Annotated in this window: 17 protein-coding genes; all 17 read right to left on the reverse strand. The window is 35.2% G+C overall.

Features of this window, described 5'->3' with window-relative positions; translation table 11 throughout:
- Positions 1-30: 30 nt before the first annotated feature.
- Positions 31-561 carry a cob(I)yrinic acid a,c-diamide adenosyltransferase gene (locus BLP68_RS02010; RefSeq protein ID WP_091539419.1) on the reverse strand — a complete coding sequence of 177 codons (531 nt, stop codon included), beginning with the start codon at positions 559-561 and terminating at the stop codon, positions 31-33.
- Positions 562-956: 395 nt separating this feature from the next.
- Complete coding sequence (locus BLP68_RS02015) at positions 957-1,928, reverse strand: ABC transporter ATP-binding protein (RefSeq protein ID WP_091539420.1); 972 nt, start codon at positions 1,926-1,928, stop codon at positions 957-959.
- Positions 1,929-1,948: 20 nt separating this feature from the next.
- On the reverse strand, positions 1,949-2,932 hold the full coding sequence (locus BLP68_RS02020; protein WP_091539422.1) for an ABC transporter ATP-binding protein: 984 nt from the start codon (positions 2,930-2,932) through the stop codon (positions 1,949-1,951).
- A 27-nt stretch (positions 2,933-2,959) separates the two neighbouring features.
- On the reverse strand, positions 2,960-3,868 hold the full coding sequence (locus BLP68_RS02025; RefSeq protein ID WP_091539423.1) for an ABC transporter permease: 909 nt from the start codon (positions 3,866-3,868) through the stop codon (positions 2,960-2,962).
- Positions 3,869-3,900: 32 nt separating this feature from the next.
- A complete protein-coding gene (nikB, locus tag BLP68_RS02030; RefSeq protein ID WP_091539426.1) occupies positions 3,901-4,830 on the reverse strand; it encodes a nickel ABC transporter permease in 930 nt (309 codons plus the stop codon).
- A 119-nt stretch (positions 4,831-4,949) separates the two neighbouring features.
- Positions 4,950-6,518 carry a glutathione ABC transporter substrate-binding protein gene (locus BLP68_RS02035; RefSeq protein WP_091539428.1) on the reverse strand — a complete coding sequence of 523 codons (1,569 nt, stop codon included), beginning with the start codon at positions 6,516-6,518 and terminating at the stop codon, positions 4,950-4,952.
- Positions 6,519-6,848: 330 nt separating this feature from the next.
- Positions 6,849-7,691: a 3-hydroxybutyryl-CoA dehydrogenase gene (locus BLP68_RS02040; RefSeq protein WP_091539430.1), complete on the reverse strand. Its 843-nt coding sequence runs from the start codon at positions 7,689-7,691 to the stop codon at positions 6,849-6,851.
- 271 nt (positions 7,692-7,962) lie between these two features.
- Positions 7,963-8,730 carry an enoyl-CoA hydratase-related protein gene (locus BLP68_RS02045; RefSeq protein ID WP_091539432.1) on the reverse strand — a complete coding sequence of 256 codons (768 nt, stop codon included), beginning with the start codon at positions 8,728-8,730 and terminating at the stop codon, positions 7,963-7,965.
- Positions 8,731-8,931: 201 nt separating this feature from the next.
- Positions 8,932-9,153 (reverse strand): hypothetical protein, encoded by a 222-nt coding sequence (locus tag BLP68_RS02050; protein WP_091539434.1) that lies wholly within the window; start codon positions 9,151-9,153, stop codon positions 8,932-8,934.
- 20 nt (positions 9,154-9,173) lie between these two features.
- Positions 9,174-10,145 (reverse strand): ABC transporter ATP-binding protein, encoded by a 972-nt coding sequence (locus tag BLP68_RS02055; protein ID WP_091539437.1) that lies wholly within the window; start codon positions 10,143-10,145, stop codon positions 9,174-9,176.
- The gene (locus BLP68_RS02060; protein ID WP_091539440.1) at positions 10,145-11,125 is read right to left on the reverse strand and encodes an ABC transporter ATP-binding protein; all 981 of its coding nucleotides are present in this window, start codon (positions 11,123-11,125) and stop codon (positions 10,145-10,147) included. Before BLP68_RS02060 ends, BLP68_RS02055 begins: the two co-directional genes overlap by 1 nt.
- A 12-nt stretch (positions 11,126-11,137) precedes the next feature.
- The gene (opp4C, locus tag BLP68_RS02065) at positions 11,138-12,064 is read right to left on the reverse strand and encodes an oligopeptide ABC transporter permease (protein WP_091539442.1); all 927 of its coding nucleotides are present in this window, start codon (positions 12,062-12,064) and stop codon (positions 11,138-11,140) included.
- Between the two features lie 11 nt (positions 12,065-12,075).
- Complete coding sequence (locus BLP68_RS02070; RefSeq protein ID WP_091539444.1) at positions 12,076-13,038, reverse strand: ABC transporter permease; 963 nt, start codon at positions 13,036-13,038, stop codon at positions 12,076-12,078.
- Between the two features lie 81 nt (positions 13,039-13,119).
- Entirely contained in the window at positions 13,120-14,907 is a 1,788-nt protein-coding gene (locus tag BLP68_RS02075) for an ABC transporter substrate-binding protein (RefSeq protein WP_091539447.1), read from the reverse strand.
- A gap of 503 nt (positions 14,908-15,410) precedes the next feature.
- Positions 15,411-16,529, reverse strand: coding sequence for an ATP-NAD kinase family protein (locus BLP68_RS02080; protein WP_091539448.1), 1,119 nt, complete (start codon positions 16,527-16,529; stop codon positions 15,411-15,413).
- A gap of 21 nt (positions 16,530-16,550) precedes the next feature.
- Positions 16,551-18,119, reverse strand: a complete 1,569-nt coding sequence (gene gcvPB, locus BLP68_RS02085; protein WP_091539450.1) for an aminomethyl-transferring glycine dehydrogenase subunit GcvPB — start codon at positions 18,117-18,119, stop codon at positions 16,551-16,553.
- A 57-nt stretch (positions 18,120-18,176) separates the two neighbouring features.
- Positions 18,177-19,571 (reverse strand): aminomethyl-transferring glycine dehydrogenase subunit GcvPA, encoded by a 1,395-nt coding sequence (gene gcvPA, locus BLP68_RS02090; protein WP_091539452.1) that lies wholly within the window; start codon positions 19,569-19,571, stop codon positions 18,177-18,179.
- Positions 19,572-19,794 lie beyond the last annotated feature (223 nt).

Below are 19,794 nucleotides of genomic sequence, written 5' to 3' on the forward strand. Positions count from 1 at the left end.
TTATACGTAATACTATGAATTTTTAACTACCTATTTATTAAAATCAACATATTTTAAGTCCGATTCTAAAAATCTTGCCAATGTATAGATGGTATCAGAAAGTCTATTTACATATTTTAATAGCATATCACTTATATTATCTGTTCTCTTTAAGGAAATAATACGTCGCTCTGCTCTTCTACATATTGTTCTTGATACATGTAATGCTGCAGATTCTTTATTGGTGCCTGGAATAATAAATTGATCCACTTTAGGTATCATGGCCAAATAATTATCAATAACTTCTTCTAAATAATTTACATGTTCTTCTTTTATCCTTTCCGGAAATTTATTTCCTTCATAGGTTGCCAATTCACCTGCCACATCAAATAATTCACGCTGTATTTTAAAAATTATGTTAGTAATTTCTTCATCCTCTATAAAGCATCTTGCAAAGCCCAACGAAGAGTTCAGTTCATCAATTGTACCGTAGCTCTCCACCCGTATATCATCCTTCTTAACTCTACCTCCATCAAAAAGACTAGTTTCTCCTTTATCTCCAGTTTTAGTATATATCTTCATAATAATCCTCCTTCTGTGTTTATATTTATTATATACACTTTTGCAAGTAGGATTAACAATTTATATTAAAACTCACTATTTATTTCTTTTTCTGTAATTGCTTGAATACTTTATTTTTAAATATTTAATATATTTAAATTTTGTTACATTTATGATATAATTATATTGCTATTACTTAATAAAAAACTCTATAAGATTCTGTTGTTTATTTTATATTAGTTAATAATATTGGATAATCATAGAGTATGTCATTTGTAAGATTCTTCGCTAATCCTCAGAATGACACTACCCCAGTATATGAAGACTTTTATAGATATTAAGATTTATCTTTAACAGAGCCTAGGATCAAAATAAAAAAATAAGGGCGACCGACGCCCTTATTTATTAACAATTTATTATTTTGAAGTTTCCTTTAGGTTATTAGTAAAGTGACAAGCAACAAAGCGTAAGTCTCCAACATCTTTTAGCTCTGGAGTTTGTTCTTTACATATATCTTGACGATATCGACATCTACCATAGAAACGACAACCTTCTGGCGGATTAATAGGACTCGGAACGTCTCCTTCAAGAATAATACGTTCCCGGGTTACATCTATTCTTGGAACTGGTATTGCAGATAGTAGCGCTTGAGTATAAGGATGCTTTGGATCCTTAAACATTGATGTATAATCTGATAACTCAACAATTTTGCCAAGGTACATAACTGCTATTCGGTCGCTTACATGTTTAACTACACTCAGGTCATGAGAGATAAACATGTAGGTTAGACCGAATTCTTTTTGTAAGTCATCCATCAAATTCAATATCTGAGCCTGAATAGATACGTCTAGTGCTGAAACAGGCTCATCTTGAACAATAAACTTAGGGTTTAAAGCCAAGGCTCTTGCTATACCAATTCTTTGTCTTCTACCACCATCTAACTCATGGGGATAGGTATTTATTAATCTTTCTGCTAAACCAACGGTTTCCATTAGTTTTGAAACATGCTTTCTCATTTCGATTTTATCTTTATAAACCTTATTAACTACTAAAGGCTCTGCTATTATTTCCGAAACACTCAGTCTAGGATTTAATGAAGCAAAGGGATCTTGGAAAACTATTTGCATTTCTTTACGCATGACTCTCATTTGATCCTTATTAAACGCTCTTATATCTTTTCCTTCGAAGATTATCTCACCTTCAGTTGCCTCTAATAAGCGTAAAACAACTCTACCTGTAGTGGATTTCCCACAACCAGACTCACCTGCCAAACCTAATGTTTCACCTTTATTTATAAAAAAGTTTACATCATCAACGGCGTGTAATAAACCTTTTTTTGTACTGAAGTACTTCTTAAGATTTCTAACCTCCAATAATCTTTCCTGCATAAATCTCACCTCCACTAGTACTATTTTACACCCTCTTCAAACAATAAGCACTTAACAAAATGTCCTAGTTCAATTTCAGTATTGTTTGGCTTTCTTTCTGAACAAATACTCATTACCTTAGGACATCTTGGGTGGAACGGGCATCCTGAAGGAACATTTGTTGGGTCTGGCATTAGTCCTTTAATAGGATTTAAACGTTCTTCGTCCTCTTCTGCATCTGGTATAGACCCGAATAATCCTAAGGTGTATGGATGCTTTGGCTCTGTAAACAATCTTTTCTTATCGGTATATTCAATTACATTACCTGCATACATTATTGCAACCTTGTCACAAACCTCTGCAACAACACCCAAGTCATGGGTTATAAGAAGCATAGATGTCTCAAATTCTTCCTTCAAATTTTTCATAAGAGTTAATACCTGTGCTTGTATAGTTACATCTAGAGCTGTTGTAGGTTCATCAGCAATTAATAGTGTTGGGTTACAAGCTAAAGCAATGGCAATAACCACCCTTTGCCTCATACCTCCACTGAATTGATGTGGATACTCCTTAGATCTATCCGGTGGAATTCCTACCTTCTCCAACATTTCTTTTGCTCTTTCTATTGCTTGGGCAGCATTAACCTTTTGATGAAGTTTAACAACCTCAGCAATTTGATCTCCTACGGTCATTACAGGGTTTAGTGAGGTCATTGGATCTTGGAATATCATCGAAATCTTATTACCTCTAACCTTTCTAAGTTCTGCTGGTGACTTAGTAAGAAGGTTTTCACCCTCAAAAATGATTTCTCCACTTACTATTTTACCTGGAGGATTAGGTACCAATTGCATGATACCAAGGGCGGTGGTAGTTTTGCCTGCTCCTGTCTCACCTACCAGGCCAAGGGTTTCACCTTTTCCAATTTCAAGGTTCATGTCTTCTACTGCACGAACTATTCCTTCACCCTCAACAATAAAGTGTATAGTCAAATCTTTTATCTCAATTAATTTCTTTTTATTATCCATTCTTATCACACTCCTATCCTACTAGAATTAGCTCTTTAGTCTAGGATCAAGTGCATCTCTTAATCCATCACCTAGAAGGTTTAAGCCGAAAATGGTAATCATTATTGCTATACCAGGGAAGGTTGCAATATGGGGATAATCTCGAATATAGTTTCTTCCACTAGAAAGCATTGCTCCCCATTCTGGTGTTGGTGGTTGAATACCTAATCCAATGAAGCTTAAGCCTGCTGCAGCTAAAATTGCATTGGCTACTCCAAGGGTTGCTTGAACTATGATTGGTGCCATAGAGTTTGGAATTATGTGCTTTGTTATAATTCTAAAATCGTTTGCCCCAACCGCCTTAGCTGCCTCAATAAATTCTTGATCTCTTAGAGATAATACTGAGGCTCTAACAATCCGTGCATATCCAGGAATTGCACCTATCCCTACAGCTATCATAACATTTCTTAAGCCTGGTCCTAAAGCAGCAACAATTGAAATGGCCAATAGTATTCCTGGTATTGCCAGTAAAATATCAATCATACGCATAATTACATTATCAAGCTTGCCACCATAGAAACCTGCGATTGCTCCCAATGTTCCTCCTGATAGTGCAGCAATACCAACAGCTATAAAACCAACCATTAATGATATCCTGGAACCATAGATTATTCTACTAAATATATCTCGTCCAAAGTTATCTGTCCCTAATAAATGTTTACTATTTGGTGTTTGGAATCTTCCAGGAAGGTTCTGATCATCATATCCATATGGTGCTATAATATTAGCGGTTAAAGCAGCAAATATCAATATTCCTATTATAACTAGACCAACCATGGCAGCTTTATTCTGTTTCATTCTTCTCCAAACTTCTCTCCATGGGCCACGTTTTTTATTTGGGACATTATTGGCAACCTGTGCCTGTGCCTCTTGAGAGACAGTTTTTACATTTGACATAGCACTACCTCCTTTTCAACACTTTCAAATGTTTATTTGTATTGGGATTTAATTCTTGGATCAACGAAGGCATATAAAATATCTACAAATAGGTTAACAATACTAAAGGATACTGCTATGAATAGAACTGCGCCTTGAACAATCGGAAAATCTCTTCGGAAAATGGATTCTATCATTAACCTGCCTACTCCAGGAATTGCAAATATTGTTTCTGTCAATACTGCTCCTCCAAGTAAGAATCCAAATTGCAGCCCAATAACAGTAATAACTGGTATAAGTGCATTTTTAAGGGCATGCTGGTTGATTACTACTGATTCCACCTGTCCCTTTGCCCGTGCAGTACGAATATAATCTTGACGGATAACTTCAAGCATACTTGAGCGGGTCATACGTGTTATAATTGCCGCGGACGATGTACCAATGGTTAGGGCAGGTAAAACCCAATGCTTTGGTGAAGTAAAACCAGAGGCTGGAAACCACCCCAGATAAACTGAAAATACCAGCATCATCATTAACCCCTGCCAGAAGTTAGGCATTGATACTCCAATTAAAGCAAGTACCATTGCAATGTTGTCAAATAAGGAATATTGCTTGGTAGCAGATATTATTCCAGTAGGTATACCCAATGCAACAGCCACAAAAGCTCCCATTGCAGCCAGCTTTAAAGTTGCAGGGAAACGAGCCATAATTTCATCTACTACTGGTCTTCTTGTAGTATAAGAACGACCTATATCTTGATGAACAACTGCATTTTTAATATATCGACCAAATTGAACTAGATATGGATCATTTAGCCCTAGATCTTCTCTAAGCTTTATTACCTCTGACTCTGGAGCTGATTCTCCAAGCATGATTCTTGCTGGGTCACCAGGAGTAAAATACATCATTGTGAAAATTATAAAAGTTACCCCCAACATTACAGGAATCAATAGGAGAAGTCGTCTAATTATATATTTGTGCACAAAAATCCTCCTTCCCTAAACTATAATTCTTTAATTTAATATAGGGCCATAAAACTATGACCCTATATTAATTATAAGTCTAACATCTTGAACAAAAATCAAATTTTATCTTCAATTATTTATTCAAAGTAAACATTATAAAGGTAATGATGTCCTGCTGGATGTTGCATATATCCCTTAACATTCTTTCTTAATCCATCAATGTTCTCACCATTATTATTAAATATCCATGGTGCATCATTTCTAATAATCTCTTGTGCTTCAAGATAGAATTTCTCTCTCATTGAAGGATCAGTCTCAACTCTAGCTGAATCTAATAATTCATCTACCCTTGTGTTAGTGTAGAATGTTCTATTTCCAGCTGCTCCATGCTGTGCAGAGTGGAATAATGCATATAAACCATAGTCAGGGTCACCTGTAACTGTTACCCATCCAAGGATAAACATATCATGCTCACCAGCAGCTGTACCGTCTAGATATGCTCCCCATTCCATAACTTTAACTTCTACATCGATATTAATAGCACGTAATTGATTTTGAATTATTTCAGAAATATCCATTCTTTGTTGGTTTTCATTTGTCCAGATAGTTGTTTTGAATCCATCTGCTAAACCAGCTTCTGCCATTAATTCCTTCGCTTTTTCAACATTATAACCGTATGGCTCTAATCCTTGATGAGATGCCCATACATTTGGTCCTAATGGTCCTTTAGCAGGTGTACCAACACCTTGGAATACCGCTTCAACAATTGAATCGATATCTATTGCATAGTTGATTGCTTGACGTACTCTTACATCGTCAAAAGGCTTCTTAGCTGCATTAAATCCAATATAACCTGTTGTAAAGGATTCGCCTCTTATTAGATTTAAGTCACTGTTTCCTTCAACTCTACTTACGTCTTGTGGTTGAATATCATAAGCTATGTCAATTCCACCAGTTTCAAGCTCGATAGTTCTTGTAGTGTTTTCTACAATTGCTCTAAATGTAACCTTAGCCATCTTAGCTGGTCCATCATGGTATCCATCATATCTCTCTAACTCAATAGAGTCACCTGTAACCCAGTTTACGAACTTAAATGGTCCTGTTCCAACTGGATTTTGTCCATAATCTTCTCCACCTTCTGTAACAGCCTTTTCATTTAAGATTGAAGATGCTGTATGAGATAAGTGAGCTAATAAAGGAGCAAAAGGCTTTTCTGTAGAAATTCTGATTGTATAATCATCAATAATTTCTATGCCTTCTGGGTCAATTGCACCAACAATATGTCCAATATGGTTAGATTCTTTAGCTCTTAATAATGTAAACTTAACATCATTAGCTGTAAAATCTTCGCCATTATGGAACTTAACGTCTTGTCTTAACTTGAATTCATAGGTTAAGTCGTCAATAACTTCCCATGATTCAGCTAAAGCAGGCACAACTTCCATTTGTTGATTTTGAGTAACTAGTGTGTTATAGATGTGCTTCATTACTCTTGCTGAAGGTTGATCATTTGTTGCATGTGGGTCTAATGATGCTGGGTCTCCACCTTGTGCTACGATTAAAGTATCTTTTACTGTTACATCTCCAGCTGGTTGCTCAGTGTCTCCATCTGGTGTTGTGTCAGCAGGTTGACTACAACCAACTGCAAATAAAGCGAATACTAAAACCATACTCAATAAAACCAATAGTTTTTTGCTTTTGAACATTGTTTTTCCCCCTTATATTTTTATATCTTTGCCTTTTGGGCAAAAAATGTTAAACGATTGAAGTTTATATAATATTTACATATAATAACCAACTAATCGTTTAAATTATATGAATATTATATAATCAGTGGGACCTTACTTTCAATAGAAATGAAGAGATTTTAAATTTATTTAATAATTTTGTGTCGGAATAGTCTTAATTCTTTCATAACTTATTTATATATAATCCCTAGATTTTTATTAGTTTTCACGTGTTTCCATAGCCTTATGACAACTTATATAAAAACAGCTACAGAATTATATATGATACTGTATACTTTATACATATAATTAATAGTTAAAGAATCCCTTATTTGTTTTCCTTCCTAAGTGTCCTGCTCTTACATATTTTTTAAGCATAGGATGAGGGCGATACTTGGAATCGGCAAACTCATTATACAATACCTCCATGATTGCAAGACAAACATCGAGACCTATTAAATCTGCCAAAGCCAATGGTCCAATAGGATGGTTAGCTCCCAGTTTCATTGCTTCATCTATTTCATTAGGACTTGCAACTCCATCTGCAAAAACTCCTACGGCTTCATTAATCATAGGAATTAATATCCTATTAACAACAAATCCTGGTGCTTCTTCAACCCTTACTGGCGTTTTTCCTAGAGCCTTGGATAATTCAATAACTGAGTTTACAACCTCTTCATCTGTAATCATACCCTTAATGATTTCAACAAGTTTCATGACTGGTACTGGATTAAAAAAATGCATACCTATAACCCTTTGAGGATGCTGTGTTGCACTAGCCAGTTCTGTAATAGATAATGATGATGTATTTGTAGCTAAAATTGTCTTTTCATCACAAATTTTATCTAGCTCTTGAAAAATACGTTTTTTTACTTCAATACTTTCTGTTGCTGCCTCTATTATCATATCACAATCCTTAAGATCTAATATCTCAATTGTTGTGTATATGTTATTCAATGCCTGCTGCTTTTCAGTTTCTGAAAGCTTACCTTTTTCTATCATACGATTAAAGTTTTTATCAATTTGTGTCATAGCTATTTCCAGTGAAGCATGCTTAAGATCTCTCAATACAACATTGAATCCACCTTGAGCTAATACCTGAGCAATACCATTTCCCATAGTACCTGCACCAATTACACCGATTTTTTTCATAGTTTGTATCCTCCCTCTTTTAATTTCTTATTAAGTAATTTTACTTCATCAACATTACATAGGTAGCTATTCTTTATTATTGTTTTTATTGTTTTTATTGTTTTTAATGTTTATATTGTTTTATTGGTTTATTGTTTTTATTTTTTCCATTCAACATTCAACATTCAACATTCAACATTCAACATTCAACATTTCATTTTATATACTCTTAACTCTTAACTCTTAATTCTTAATTCTTTTCCATTTTCAATTCTCAATTCTTAACTCTTACCTATCTTTCAAAGTTAGGCTTTCTCTTTTCTAAAAATGCAGCCATACCTTCTTTTTGATCTTCTGAGGCGAAGCAAAGGGCGAACAGATTTGCTTCTATTTCTGATGCTTTTTCCATACTTATTTCTGTACCCTGGTTAATTGCTGCTTTACTATAGTTAACAGCAGTAGAGCTTTTACTAATTATTTTATTTGCCATTTCAATAGAGAAAGGTAATAATTCCTCTGGCTTCACCACATGATTTATTAAAAGTATTTTCTTTGCTTCTTCCGCATTAATAATATCTCCAGTAAAAATCAGTTCTTTTGCCTTTGCCATACCAACTATTCGTGGTAATCGTTGTGTACCCGCAAATCCAGGAGGAATTCCAAGGCCTACTTCTGGCTGTCCAAATTTGCTTTTTTCAGAAGCAATGCGAATATCACATGACATCATTAGCTCACAGCCTCCACCTAAAGCGAATCCATTAACAGCAGCTATAACTGGTTTTTCCATTGTTTCTATTTTTCTAAATAATGCTTGTCCTTGTAATGAAAACTCTCTGGCTTCATGGGGTTTCATATTTAGCATTTCTTCAATATCTGCTCCTGCTACAAATGCTTTTCCCTCACCAGTCAATATAACTACTTTAATAGTCTTATCAGACATAACTTCATCGATAATCTCATTTAATCTATTTAGCATTTGCAGGTTAAGTGCATTTAGTGCCTCAGGTCTTGATAATGTAATTAGCGCTAAGTGATCGTTTAATTTTTCTAGCTTTATCAATTGTTAATACCTCCTTTAGCTTAGTATACCTATCATTTCCATTTTACCAAAAATAAAGATATATTCCTATTAAAATTTTGTACTACTAAAGCCGATTGCGTACTAAATAATTTTTTTTATACATTAAAAGCCCAGTCAATACAGCTTTAACACTGGAAATTGACTGGGTTTAAGTCTAATTAGATGAGAGTAGTTATATATCTATCTCCACAGCCTCATCATAAGCCATAAAAGACCTCCAAGAACAGCTATACCAACAATAATTATCGGAAATATTACTTGAAATGCCGCTATAATCATTGCCAAAATATCATGCCATGTAGCTTCGATCCTATCATCATCCGTAGGTGAGCAATGGTCTTTATTACTATTCTTTACTTGTTCGTACATATCTTCTATTATTCTTTTTCTTTTTTTATTCACTTAACTTATCCTTTCTAATTCTACTTATCAATTAAGTGACACGCTGCAAAATGCTGCTTTGCGTACTCCTTGAATTCTGGCGCCTCTTCTTTACAGATGTCTTGAGCAATTGGACATCTAGTATGGAATTTACATCCAGACGGTGGATTCGATGGACTTGGTATATCACCCTTCAATATAATAATATTACGCTTCATCTTAGGGTCAGGTACTGGTATAGCTGATAGTAGAGCCTTTGTATAGGGATGCAAAGGAGTATCATATAGATCATTTTTATTGGCCAATTCAACGATATCTCCTAAGTACATTACCCCTACCCTATCACTTATATGCTTAACAACACTGAGGTCATGGGATATAAATAAATAGGATAATCCAAGTTGCTCTTGTAGATCCATCATTAAATTAATAATTTGGGCTTGAATAGAAACATCTAGAGCTGATACTGGTTCATCTGCTACTATAAATGAAGGATCAAGTGCTAGTGCTCTAGCTATGCCTATTCTTTGCCTTTGTCCACCAGAAAATTCATGGGGATATCTATTAACATGATAATCTGCCAATCCACAAATCTCTATAACCTCTTGAATTCTTTCTTTAAGGGCTGCTCCCTTATAAAGATTATGCTCACGTAATGCTTCTCCAACAGCTTCACCAATTGTTATTCTTGGATTTAACGAACTATATGGATCTTGAAAGATAATTTGCATTTCTCTACGAAGCTTTCTTAAGTCGTTAGCTTTGGCGTTTAAAACATCTATTCCATTATATTTTACCTCACCTGCAGTGGCTTCGACAAGTCTTAATAACGTCCTACCTGTTGTAGATTTTCCACATCCAGATTCTCCAACAAGACCTAATGTTTCGCCAGCTTTAAGAATAAATGAAACATTCTCTACTGCCTTTACGTCTCCCACATGCCTTCTAAGAAAACCTTTATGAATAGGAAAGTATTTTTTTAGGTTTTTCACCTCTAGTAATGGAGTTGTCATTATTCCACCTCCTTACATGCAACAAAACAGCTGACTTTATGGCCTGTAGTAATTTCTTCCAATGTAGGCTGTTCTTGTCTGCATTTATCAACAGCATATTTACAACGGGGATTAAAGTAACACCCCTTTGGCAATAGTCGTGGATTTGGAACAGTACCTCTTATACTTTCAAGTCTGTTTTTATTTTCTACAATACTTGGCTTAGAATTTAATAGGCCTTGAGTATAGGGATGCTTTGGATTATCAAATAATTCTTGTACTGGTGCTTCCTCAACTACCTTGCCACAGTACATAACTATAACATGATCAGCCATCTCTGCAATAACACCTAGATCATGGGTAATAAGCATAATAGCTGTATTTAGCTTTTCTTTAAGGTCATTCATTATTTCTAAAACCTGTGCTTGTATTGTAACGTCTAGAGCGGTGGTAGGTTCATCAGCAATCAATAGCTTTGGCATACAGGCTAAAGCCATTGCAATCATAACCCTTTGTCTCATACCCCCACTTAATTGATGTGGATATTCATCAACAATTTTATCAGCCCTAGGAATATTAACTAAATTTATCATTTCTATAGCCTTTTTTCTAGCTTCTTCTTCCGATAGCTTTTGATGAAGGATTATGGCTTCCATAATTTGATCACCCACCGTGAAAACGGGGTTAAGTGAAGTCATGGGTTCTTGAAATATCATAGATATGTCATTTCCCCTAATACTTCTAATCTCTTTTTCAGAAACCTTTAAAAGGTCCCTTCCTTCAAATATTACTTCTCCATCTTCAATTTTTCCTGGCGGAGTTGGAATAAGTCTCAAAACAGACATTGAGGTAATGCTTTTACCACAGCCTGATTCTCCAACGATTCCCAATGTTTTCCCATATTCAATAGTAAAATCCACACCATCTACAGCTTTTACAACACCCTTATCAGTATAAAAATATGTTTTTAGATTTTTTACCTCTAATACATTATTACTCACTTTTTCCACCTCCTAGTTATTTGACTTAGGGTCTATGGCATCCCTCAGACCGTCGCCCAATAGGTTAATACTCATAACTGCTAAAAGTATAGCCACTCCAGGTGGTATCCATAGCCAAGGTCTTGTTCTTAATACATGAAGGTTTCTTGCATGCTGTACCATATTACCCCAAGTTGGTGTTGGAGGCACTACTCCCAAACCAAGAAAGGATAGACCAGATTCTGCCATTATTGCATTTGCCATTGACAATGCTGCCGAAACAATTATATATCCTATGGTATTGGGAATTAAATGCTTTAATATTATTTTATAATTTGGAATTCCTAAGGCCTTTGCTGCCAATACAAATTCCTGTTCCTTTAATGAAAGTATTTGTCCCCTCACTATACGAGATAGTCCAGGCCAACTGAGGCATCCAATTATCATCATAACTATATACATCTTTGTTTCAGGTGCCACATTTGCACCAACAACAGCTGAAATTGTAATGGCCAACGGCAAAAATGGAAATGACATAACAATTTCTGCAAAACGCATTAATATATTATCCACTCTGCCACCAAAGAATCCTGCAATGCCTCCTATGGTTGAGCCTAAGGTAACACTAATAAAGGCTGATATAACCCCAACCATTAAAGATACCCTACCACCGTATAGCAAACGGGTGAAATAGTCCCTTCCTAAATTATCTGTACCCATCCAATTTTGTCTGGAGGGGGCAGCATTTACATTGGAGAAATTCATTTCATCTGGACTGTAGGGGGTTAAAAATGGAGCAAATACTGCACTTAAAACTAATATTATAAGAATAATAACTCCTGTTAAAGCAATTTTTTTCTTCTTAAATCGTAGCCAAACCATTTTCCAAGGACCTACTGATTCCTCCTTGGTTATGTTCTGCAGTTCTTGGGATTCTTCAACAATAACCTTCGTGTCCATTGTCTAACCTCCTATTCTACCTTAATTCTTGGATCAACTACTGCATAGCCTATGTCGGCCAATAGATTTCCCAATAGAGTTAATACTGCAAAAAGTAATAATGTTGCCATCATTAAGTTATAGTCTCTAAAGTTTATTGCATTTAACATAATCTGTCCTATTCCAGGCCAATTAAATACAGTTTCCAATATAACTGCTCCACTGAATAGCTGTGGCACCCAAAAGCCTATTAAGGTTACTATGGGCAGCATGGCATTTCGGAAGGCATGGCGATAAATAACCACCTTTTCTGTTAAACCCTTTGAACGGGCTGTTCTTATATAATCTTGTTTTATTATGTCAAGCATGCTGGTTCTTGTATATCGAACTAAGCTTGCTAAGCTTCCAATGGTAAGTACCGTTGCTGGCAAAATCATATGCCTTAATTGATCTAGAACATTTGCCATACCTGTAAGGTTAGACCCTGCCGTCATCATTCCGCTTATTGGGAACCAACCCAGCTTTGCTGCAAAGAAATATATTAATAAAAGACCAAAAAAGAATGAGGGCATTGATATTCCAAACAGAGAGAATACAGTCCAAAAATTATCTGTAAAGGAATATTGCTTCACCGCACATATAATTCCAATGGGTACTGATAAAAGAAAGGCAAAAATAAAAACTAAAACATTGAGCTTAAAGCTATTCCAAACATATTTAGGTACAATCTCTGAAACTGGTCTATTGTACAAGGATGATGGTCCAAAGTCTCCATTTAAACTTCTTCCAACCCAATTGACATATTGAACCGGCAGAGGTAAATGCAAGCCCAATCTTTCATATTCTGCTTGTCTTTGCTCCGCTGTCATTTCCGGATCAAGATTTAAGCCCACAGGACTACCAGGGGTAAGTTTTATTATTGTGAATATGCATATGGAAATTATTATCATTACTGGAATCATGTGTAATATTCTTCTTGCCAAATACCTTAACATAATTTACCTCCTATCTATTTGCAGATACAAACCCGGCATAATACCGGGCCTGATCTGCTGTTTATTGTAATGTTAAATATCCTACTGTACTATTTCTAATTGATGTAGTACATAAGGTATTTCAACATATGGGCTTAAATCCATACCTTTAATTCTTTGATTTACTACGTCCCAATTGGCCTGTTGAGTAAGGAAGATATATGGTGCATCTTCATTAATAAGTAATGCAATTTCTTCATAGATGGCAACTCTCTTGTCGAAGTCCATCTCTTTATCTCCAAGGTCATAAAGCTCGTTAACTCTTGGATTGTTGTATCCAATACTATTATTTCCGTCTATAACATCACCAGCTGTATGGAAGGTTGTACGGCCAGCACCCGGATCTATTACCATCCTCCAACCCATGGTGTAGACATCAAACTCTCTACCCTTATAAATATGGTCAACCAATGCACCAAAGTCCATAAGGTTAGGTCTTACATCTACACCTATTTTTTTCCAATCAGCAATAAGCATTGGAATTAAGGTTTCATAATATTGACTATCAGTAGCAACATCCCAAACAAAGGATAGCTTCTTACCATCTTTTTCTCTAATTCCATCTGCTCCTGGCATCCAGCCAGATGCTTCAAGTAATTCTATAGCTTTTTCCTGGCTGTATTCATATCGATTTACCTCTCTTGCAACTCTATCTGTATTAACCCATGATACCTGTGAAAATGGCATTGTTGCAACATTTCCATAGCCCGTAAAAAATACGTCTACAAATTGCTGACGGTTTAAACCGTAGGTTAAGGCATGACGAACGTTTTTATCCCCCAATATTTCATTCCTCATATTAAAGCCCATATATTGATAAGAATTGGCAGGGAATGAAACTATATCAATAAAGCCCATAGGCTCTATTTGTGCCATGTTATCTGCATTTGCATTTACCTGTAACTGAATATCAATTGATCCTGCTTCCAGCTCCATCATATAGGTGTCAGCAGAGGTATATCTGTATATAATTCTTTCTGTTGGAGGTGTTCCTTTTATGTATTCGTCGAATCTTTTAAATTCAGTAAATTGAGTAGGCTCATGTCTTACAAATTGATATGGCCCAGATCCCATTAAATCCTGCTGCTTTGGCTTTAATGCTGCATCAGCGTTACCCTTTTCAAAGCCGCCATAATAATGCTCTGGCATAATACCATAGATCAGTCTACCATAATGATTAGCCATTTTTTCTTTAAATGTTATTGAGATATTAAAGTCATCAATAATATTGATGGCTTCTAATGTTTCAGCATCCCCTTCTTTATAATCTTCATAGCCCTGAAGGAATGCGCCTACGCTGGTGTAGTAACGACCGGTATATCCGGGATCAGCATAAATTGTAAAGGTGAAGGCAACATCCTTTGAAGTTAGCTGTACACCATCATGGAAGTATACATCTTCTCTTAATTTGAAGGTATATGTTCTGCCATCTTCAGAAATCTTCCAGCTCTCAGCTATTTCAGGAATGTACTCCCCAGCAGCATTGTTTGTTAGTAACCCATCAAAAGTGGCTTTAGAAACATATCCATCGTATACAGAGCTGTAATATACTGGTAAAAACTCATCGTTACCATTTTGCATTCCAATAACTATAGTGTTTGAAGCGTCGCCTCTTCTTGTAGCAGGGTTATTGGGATTTCCAGCACCCCTAATAAAAGTAACATATTCACTATAGAAGGGATTATCTTCAGCTACTTGTGGTGGTTGAGTTTCTCCACCTTGACCTTCTGGTGCTTCTGGAGCTTCAGTAGTTGTACCGCCCCCACATGCGGTCAAAAATACTGCTGCTACTAAAACGAAGCAAAGTAATAAACTTAATTTTCTTTTCATTCTTTCTCCTCCTTTTAAATATTTTGATAAAAAGGTTAATTTTAAAAATTAACCTTTATCAAAAACTTTTTCAATTTTAAACCATAAAGGTTTAAACATTTTTTAATTTTCAACAAATGCAAACTATTGTGTTTATTACAAATAATTTTATTATTACAAATAATTCTATTTTTTTGTAAAATATCCTTCTTTTTAATAAAAATATTTATATGAAAAATATTTTTTTTTGGTAATATTTAACTTGGATGTCTCTATTTTTTACATAGCTAAATATTTATATGATTGATTTTTATTTTATTCTAAATTCATGGAAAATTCAAGCAATTTATTGTAGACTTTTTCCATATTTTCGTAATCTTTAAGGTAAATCAATCACATTCATTTACATTTTTTAATTATTTTGTATATATATTCCTATTAATACTATGAATATGTTCAAGCCATCAAAGCTATTTATTAAATATTATTAATTTTTTTTTACACTAGCCACTCTTCATTAGTTTTTATTTAATCTTATATGTATGTTCACTTCTATATCCAGTAATAATTCTATATACCCCACACAACATGTTATCTACATCCTCTCTACCTGTATCAACCAGTAGAGTTTTATTTTTTATAGATGTTAATTTTTCAATGGTTGACACAATTATAATGTTATTTTTGCCAACCAGCTTAATTACATCGTAACTTATTTGCTGATTTCCCCTTCCAAAAACATAGCCTTGTCCTCCAATAGGGGTAACAATTATTTTTGCTGGCTTATCCCTTATAAGGTTTAGTATTGTAATTTCATCTACATCTTTAGCAACTAATTTATTCTTGTACAATACATCCACCCCAAGTAATGTACTCTCTAAATCCAATTTATCTGTAATTGCTCTAGTAGTCGTTCCTGGTCCAATAATATAAATATACTCGTTGTCTCTTTTCATCATTTCTGTTACGGTGGTAGCTATTCCTTGCATTATTGAAGCTTCAGTATCGATTCCCCCTACTTTAGTTCCTTGAACTAAGTTTGCTAAATTGGGAACCTTTAAATATCCATATAGCCTTGCAACTACTTTTCCATGACGGAATAGTTCTTCATCTATATCCATTACCTCTGCTTCTCTTGTTCCCATTCCATTTTGAAAATATTTGCTAATTAGTTCTCCAGCAATTTTAGGAGTAATTGAAAAAACCGAGGAGTGCATTTTCACACCAGAGGGGATTCCTAGAACAGTAATAGAAGTGTTAACAGCATTATAAATATTTCGTGCTGTTCCATCCCCTCCTACAAATAGTAAAAGATCCACCCCCATGTCCATCATTTTCATTGCTATTTTTTCTGTATCATTGGAGGTTGTACTTCCAGAATTAATTTCCCCCAATATCATTGGGTTGAATCCCATTGCTTTTGCTGCATCCTCCCCCATTTCACCAGGAGCCACTATTAGCTCAAATTTATCTCTAAATTTATAAATTTCAGTTAAGACTACTTCTGACCTTTTTCGAGATTCTGATTCTATCCCCATTTTTGCCGCCAGCTCTATAATTTCCGGGCTATCGCTTCCCTTTAAGCCAGCCCTCCCACCAATTCCAGCTACAGGATTTACAATGAGTCCTATTTTTTTAGTCATAAAAATATTTGCCTCCTAATTTTACGGTTGAATGTATTTCTTAAAGCCTCTCCATGTGCAAGCAAATTTCTCGTAATTTACCAAGCCTTCCGGATCTGCTATTGTTGATAATGCTGCATTATGGGGGGCTGTTTTAACAACTTCAGGGGTTGAATAGGCCTCATTGGCGATTTCCTTAAATGCTTCTACATATTCATCAATGTCAGCCTTTGAGTAGGTTTCAACAGGCTCTGGGGTAAATGGTTCGGAAATAATCTGGGGATGATGACTAGTAAAATAGCTTTGGAATCCATAATCAACAATTCTTCTATCAATATCATCTGTTCCTACACCAGTGTCTTCCTTTAATTTTTCCCAGCTCAGCCTAGCCTGCTCTAGCCTTCTTACTCCTTCAGCCATAGGCATACTTATTCCTGGAATTTCCTTCAGCATACGCTCAAGCATATAATTATTATTCAATATTGAAATTTCAGCAACCTCCTTCAATCCAGCAGCTCCTAAGCTCATTACATATGCATAAGCCCTTAACACTACAGGTGGAACCCCGTAGAATTTTCTTAATTTACCAATACTATCAGGCCTATTGTACTGGAAATAATACTTTTCTCCGTCAAATTCTATGGTGGGTGTAGGAAGGTATTTCGATAATTTTTTTGTAACTCCTTGAGCTCCTGCACCTGGTCCTTGACTGCCATGGGGTGATGAGAAGGTTTTGTGTAAATTAAAATGACACATATCAAAACCGCCTTCTTTTGCCCTCGTTATTCCAAATACACCATTCAAGTTAGCCTGATCATAAATACACAGGCCTCCCACTGAATGTACCAAATCAGTAAATTCTTTAATACGAGGATTAAATATGCCCGTATCTTCTGGATTAGTAATAATTAGAGCAGCAGTACGATTCGAAACAATCGCTTCTAAAGCTTCAAAATCTGGTAAGCCACTTTCATCAGGCATTAAAGTAATAACCCTATACCCTGCTGTACTGGCAGCCGCAGGATTCCCAGGATGTGAAAATATTGTGGTGATTATCTCATCTCTTTCTTCACCCTCCCCATTATCTTCATGATATGCCCTTACCACTGAAGCATTAGAATAAATTGCTTGAGTCCCTGCTGTAGGTTGGAATGTAAATGTATCTAGTCCTGATATTTCTTTACAAAATTCACCCATTTTATAAAGTACTTCAAGTATCCCTTGAACTGTACTTTCATCCTGATATGGGTGTAAATCTGTCATTTTATGTGAGCGAACAAACACCTCATGTATTTTAGGATTATATTTCATAGTACAAGTACCTAGTCCAATATCAATATTAAAATCTGCACCCATTGTCTCCTGAGAAAGTCGCAGGTAATGTCTTAGTACTTGCATTTGTGACATTTCTGGCAATGCAGGAGCTTTTTTTCTTCTAAGCCCCTTAGGTATCAAGCTCTCAATTTCTCCTGTTATAGCCCTTACCTCTGCCTCTACTGCTGGAATAAGTATGCCCCGCTCTCCTTTTGTTCCCATTTCCATTATGATAGGCTCATTCCATCTTGCTTGATGAAAATTTCTCTTTCTTGCTTTATTATTTTCATTTCCCATAAATAATCAATCCCTTCTATAGTTCTGTATAAATGGAATAATATCAAAGCCTAACCCTTAAACAATTTCCTTCAATGCAGCCACGAGTTTTTTTATTTCATCTATTCCAATTATCTCTGTAACACAATAAAGAGCACTATTTCCAAGCTCAGGGAAATCCTTTGAAAGATCTTTTCCTCCAAAGATTCCATAATCCAATAATCTCTTATTAATTTCATCTATGGTTTTTCCTGTCTCATCAAAATTTACAACAAATTCTTTAAAATGGTTAGAATCAAATATACCTGCTTTTACTCCATCGATCTTGGAAAGTAGATTCTTTGCATAATTAGCTCTATAGATTATTGTTTCACCTAACTCTTCCATACCCCGAGGACCCATTAGTGCTAAATACACTCCAGCAGTAATTGCCCACAAACCGCATTCCGTTCCAAAGTATTCATTTGCATCTTCTCTACTACCATGTGAACATCTTTCATTTAATGCTCTCCCCCAGCCATACTCTCCTTCAACCTTGGTAAGAGTAATTCCATATAAATAGGTTGGAATTTCTTGTACGAGTTTCTTTTCTTGTGGTGTAGCAATATAGCCAGCACAGCCTCCACCATAATGCATGTGCATACCTAATGGTTGTATATCTCCACATACAATGTCAGCTCCATAGTTAGCTGGTGATTCCAAAATCCCCAATGACGATGGGTCTGCAGAAACAATAAATAATGCACCATGTTCATGGGCCATATCAGCAATTTCTTGACCATGTTCTTCAAGAATACCAATATAGGAAGGATTTTCTAAATAAATAGCAGCAGTTTTTTCAGATATCTTATTCTTTAAATCCTTTAAATCAGTTTGACCAGTTACTGGATCGTAATCTACAAATTTGATATCTGCTACATGCTTACAATAATCTCTTACCTGCGAAAGAATCTCTGGATGCATTATTTTAGGTAATATTACCTCTCTTCTTCCTGTTATCCTTAAGGCCATTCGAATAGAAGAAGATGAAGCCTGTCCTCCATCATAATTTGTATAGCTCACAACATCCATATCAACAAGCTCAGCCATCATGCTGCAATATTCAAATATAGCTTGCATTTTTCCATGATCTGAATATGTATCTCCACAATATGCTGTTAAAAATTCAGATCTGCTATTGATTTCATCACAAACAGCAGGCACATAATGCTGATAGCAGCCTGCACCTAAGAAGCTAATATAATCGCTACTGGAAATGTTTTTTGAAAGTATCTTTTCTACATGTTTCTTTAATTCATACTCGCTAAATATCGGATCAGGAAGCCTCATTTCTCCTTTAAATCTTAAATGCTTAGGAATGACATCTTTATATAAATCTTCTACCTTCTCGACCTTTAAGGCATTTAACATTTCTTTTTTCGTTTCCGGTACACTATTGGGCATATATGGATGCACTATGAATTTATTTTTCATCCTTTTATCTCCTTTCTTTTCATTTTTTCTTATATGAAATATTCTTGAATGATATAAATAAATCCTTTAAAACACATATTAATTTTTACTGTAATTTCAATAATTATAGAGTAGAATGACTTACCCTTAGATAAAAATAAGATACAACAAAGTAAACAGCATCATATTAAATGAACTTTAGCTGGTACAAAATATATAAATTTCTTTGAACTGGTTTTATAGT

Source organism: Alkaliphilus peptidifermentans DSM 18978 (genome assembly GCF_900101495.1).
Lineage (GTDB): Bacteria > Bacillota > Clostridia > Peptostreptococcales > Natronincolaceae > Alkaliphilus_C > Alkaliphilus_C peptidifermentans.

What these genes read in the sequence shown, in the direction of transcription:
- BLP68_RS02010 (WP_091539419.1), bottom strand. Translation starts at nt 561, where the DNA reads ATGAAGATATATACTAAAACTGGAGATAAAGGAGAAACTAGTCTTTTT.
- BLP68_RS02015 (WP_091539420.1), bottom strand. Translation starts at nt 1,928, where the DNA reads ATGCAGGAAAGATTATTGGAGGTTAGAAATCTTAAGAAGTACTTCAGT.
- BLP68_RS02020 (WP_091539422.1), bottom strand. Translation starts at nt 2,932, where the DNA reads ATGGATAATAAAAAGAAATTAATTGAGATAAAAGATTTGACTATACAC.
- BLP68_RS02025 (WP_091539423.1), bottom strand. Translation starts at nt 3,868, where the DNA reads ATGTCAAATGTAAAAACTGTCTCTCAAGAGGCACAGGCACAGGTTGCC.
- BLP68_RS02035 (WP_091539428.1), bottom strand. Translation starts at nt 6,518, where the DNA reads ATGTTCAAAAGCAAAAAACTATTGGTTTTATTGAGTATGGTTTTAGTA.
- BLP68_RS02040 (WP_091539430.1), bottom strand. Translation starts at nt 7,691, where the DNA reads ATGAAAAAAATCGGTGTAATTGGTGCAGGTACTATGGGAAATGGTATT.
- BLP68_RS02055 (WP_091539437.1), bottom strand. Translation starts at nt 10,145, where the DNA reads ATGACAACTCCATTACTAGAGGTGAAAAACCTAAAAAAATACTTTCCT.
- opp4C (WP_091539442.1), bottom strand. Translation starts at nt 12,064, where the DNA reads ATGGACACGAAGGTTATTGTTGAAGAATCCCAAGAACTGCAGAACATA.
- BLP68_RS02070 (WP_091539444.1), bottom strand. Translation starts at nt 13,038, where the DNA reads ATGTTAAGGTATTTGGCAAGAAGAATATTACACATGATTCCAGTAATG.
- BLP68_RS02075 (WP_091539447.1), bottom strand. Translation starts at nt 14,907, where the DNA reads ATGAAAAGAAAATTAAGTTTATTACTTTGCTTCGTTTTAGTAGCAGCA.
- BLP68_RS02080 (WP_091539448.1), bottom strand. Translation starts at nt 16,529, where the DNA reads ATGACTAAAAAAATAGGACTCATTGTAAATCCTGTAGCTGGAATTGGT.
- gcvPB (WP_091539450.1), bottom strand. Translation starts at nt 18,119, where the DNA reads ATGGGAAATGAAAATAATAAAGCAAGAAAGAGAAATTTTCATCAAGCA.
- gcvPA (WP_091539452.1), bottom strand. Translation starts at nt 19,571, where the DNA reads ATGAAAAATAAATTCATAGTGCATCCATATATGCCCAATAGTGTACCG.